The organism is Streptococcus pseudopneumoniae (assembly GCF_038148935.1).
Lineage (GTDB): Bacteria > Bacillota > Bacilli > Lactobacillales > Streptococcaceae > Streptococcus > Streptococcus pseudopneumoniae_U.
In genome coordinates this window covers 1-2,339 of the sequence record NZ_JBBJZX010000148.1, presented here as the reverse complement: position 1 = coordinate 2,339, position 2,339 = coordinate 1, and the positions used below count along the sequence as shown (strand labels likewise).

Sequence of the window (2,339 nt, the reverse complement as noted above, 5' to 3'; positions counted from 1 at the left end):
AAATAGTAAACAAAAAGGAGCGCTGAGCTCCTTTTTTCGTGGTTATAAGGTTTTTTCTTGTTCTCTCACGACCAGCAAATCGACCTTAGCATGGCGGAGGATATATTCAGATGAAGATCCGACCAAGAGGCGTTCAAAGGCGTTGAGACCAGTTGCGCCAACGAGGATGAGGTCCACTTCCTCAGCATCTGGAATAGTACGTGCTAGTAGGGTCTTTGGATTTCCCATTTCAATGACGATATGAACATCTGCCACACCAGCATCTTTAGCACGTTTTTCGTACTCTTTCATCAGACTTTCAGCGTCAACTTGGAGTTGTTCGTAAACTTCAGCATCAAAGGTGGATACGCTTTGGAGAGCGCGTGTGTCAATGACATGGGCGATGGTGAGTTTAGCGTCGTTTCGTAGAGCAGAATGAACTCCCTTGATAAAAGCCAAGTCCGCTTCTTTAGAACCATCGATTGCGACCATGATATTTTGGTAACGTTGTGCCATAATGAAACCTCCTGAAATTTTCTTACTATCATTGTAAACCTTTTCACTATAGAAGTAAAGCAAAAAAAGTATTTTTCAAAAGAATGTTAGCGCTTAAAATCTATATAAATATATGATAAAATAAAAGAAAGGATAGCAGGAAAGAAGTGAAGGGAGGGAGAATGATGAAAAACTCTTTTCAAACATCAAATTTCCTTTATTATGGAATCATCCTAGTTTCAGTCTTGGTAGAAGTTGTCATGATCTGGCAATTAGAGAGTCTGGTACCGTTTCTTTATCCAGGGTTTATCGGATTTTTAGTCTTTCATGTACTCTACCATCTAATCTTATTCCTGGTTGCAAAACGAAGTGGGCGTTGGGATTACTTGATGATATGGGGGCTTTTCCTCATGTTTAATCTTCTCTATGACTCCTTTTTAGGCCTGCTTTTTCTAGGTTTATCTTTTGGTATGTGATGTTTTTTTGGCAAAACACCTGCTATCTCCCCTGTCTTGACCTCGCTTTTAGTGAGGTTTTTCTTCTGTAGGATTTTAGTAACACATTTCAGTAAACTTGTCGCATTCTCTTTCTAGTGGTATAATGTTACTATCTCGATGAATTGAGGAAACAAGATGAAAGAATATAACAAGTCTAGTAAGTTAGAGCATGTTGCTTATGATATCCGTGGTCCTGTTTTGGAAGAAGCCATGCGGATGCGAGCAAACGGAGAAAAGATTTTACGTCTGAATACAGGAAATCCAGCAGAATTTGGTTTTACAGCGCCAGACGAAGTCATTCATGACTTGATTATGAATGCGCGTGATAGTGAAGGATATTCTGACTCCAAAGGGATTTTTTCAGCCCGTAAGGCCATTATGCAGTATTGTCAATTGAAGAAATTCCCAAACGTAGATATTGATGATATCTACCTTGGAAATGGTGTCAGTGAGTTGATTGTCATGTCCATGCAGGGGCTTTTGGACAACGGGGATGAGGTCTTAGTGCCAATGCCAGACTATCCTCTCTGGACAGCAGCTGTCAGCCTAGCTGGAGGAAATGCCGTTCACTATATCTGTGATGAAGCTGCAGAATGGTATCCAGATATTGACGATATCAAGTCAAAAATTACTTCCAATACCAAGGCAATCGTCCTTATCAATCCAAACAACCCAACTGGAGCCCTTTATCCGAAGGAACTCTTGCTGGAGATTATTGAGATTTCCCGTCAAAACGATTTGATTATCTTTGCGGATGAAATCTATGACCGCATGGTCATGGATGGACATGTGCATACGCCTGTGGCGAGCTTGGCACCAGATGTCTTCTGTGTCAGCATGAATGGTCTGTCAAAATCCCACCGCATAGCAGGTTTCCGTGTTGGATGGATGGTCTTGTCTGGACCTAAGACACACGTCAAGGGATATATCGAAGGTCTCAATATGCTGTCCAATATGCGCCTTTGCTCTAACGTTTTGGCCCAACAAGTCGTCCAAACTTCCTTGGGCGGTCACCAGTCAGTCGATGAATTGCTCCTTCCTGGTGGACGAATCTACGAGCAAAGAAATTTCATTTATAATGCCATTCAAGAGATTCCAGGCTTGTCTGCGGTTAAACCCAAGGCTGGACTCTATATCTTCCCTAAAATCGACCGCAATATGTACCGCATCGATGATGATGAGCAGTTTGTCCTTGATTTCTTGAAGCAGGAAAAGGTTCTCTTGGTTCATGGTCGCGGCTTTAACTGGAAAGAACCAGACCACTTCCGTATCGTTTACCTTCCTCGTGTCGATGAACTAGCCCAAATCCAAGAAAAGATGACTCGTTTCTTGAAACAGTATCGTAGATAGGGCTTACATTTGAAAAAG

The 2,339-nt window shown here is 41.9% G+C and carries 3 protein-coding genes; 2 read left to right on the top strand and 1 reads right to left on the bottom strand.

Features of this window, described 5'->3' with window-relative positions; genetic code table 11:
- Nucleotides 1–42: 42 nt before the first annotated feature.
- A complete protein-coding gene (locus tag WKI42_RS10140; protein ID WP_031223038.1) occupies nucleotides 43–495 on the bottom strand; it encodes a universal stress protein in 453 nt (150 codons plus the stop codon).
- A gap of 161 nt (nucleotides 496–656) precedes the next feature.
- Between WKI42_RS10140 and WKI42_RS10135 the strand changes: the two genes are divergently transcribed.
- Both WKI42_RS10135 and WKI42_RS10130 read left to right on the top strand, forming a co-directional pair.
- Nucleotides 657–950, top strand: coding sequence for a hypothetical protein (locus WKI42_RS10135; RefSeq protein ID WP_173254593.1), 294 nt, complete (start codon nucleotides 657–659; stop codon nucleotides 948–950).
- A 156-nt stretch (nucleotides 951–1,106) separates the two neighbouring features.
- Nucleotides 1,107–2,321 carry a pyridoxal phosphate-dependent aminotransferase gene (locus WKI42_RS10130; protein WP_368081857.1) on the top strand — a complete coding sequence of 405 codons (1,215 nt, stop codon included), beginning with the start codon at nucleotides 1,107–1,109 and terminating at the stop codon, nucleotides 2,319–2,321.
- The last annotated feature ends 18 nt before the right edge of the window (nucleotides 2,322–2,339 follow it).

Bases quoted from the DNA above. Each gene is read 5' to 3' on its own strand.
- WKI42_RS10140 (WP_031223038.1), bottom strand. From the start codon at position 495: ATGGCACAACGTTACCAAAATATCATGGTCGCAATCGATGGTTCTAAA.
- WKI42_RS10135 (WP_173254593.1), top strand. From the start codon at position 657: ATGATGAAAAACTCTTTTCAAACATCAAATTTCCTTTATTATGGAATC.
- WKI42_RS10130 (WP_368081857.1), top strand. From the start codon at position 1,107: ATGAAAGAATATAACAAGTCTAGTAAGTTAGAGCATGTTGCTTATGAT.